A 213-nucleotide genomic window follows, 5' to 3' on the forward strand; every position below is an offset into this window, starting at 1 on the left:
ACGAGACCACCAGGCAATGCGTCTCCGTCTCACGCCCCGCGACGGTGGCCAACGCCACCCCGAAATCGACCTGCATCACGCCCGGAGCCCACGACAGGTCCAGGAATGCGGCCGAGGACTCCCGGTTCGTCTCCCGCCAGCGCTTCACGTACCGCTGCACCACGGAATACGAGCCCTCCCACCCGTGTTCCGAGACCAGCCGGTCGTACACGC

1 pseudogene is annotated in these 213 nt (G+C 67.6%); it reads right to left on the reverse strand.

What is annotated here, in order from left to right:
• A pseudogene (locus EHS19_RS11180) lies at window positions 1–213 on the reverse strand (IS21 family transposase); the annotation flags it as partial.

This window comes from Bifidobacterium jacchi, assembly GCF_009078285.1.
Taxonomy (GTDB): domain Bacteria; phylum Actinomycetota; class Actinomycetes; order Actinomycetales; family Bifidobacteriaceae; genus Bifidobacterium; species Bifidobacterium jacchi.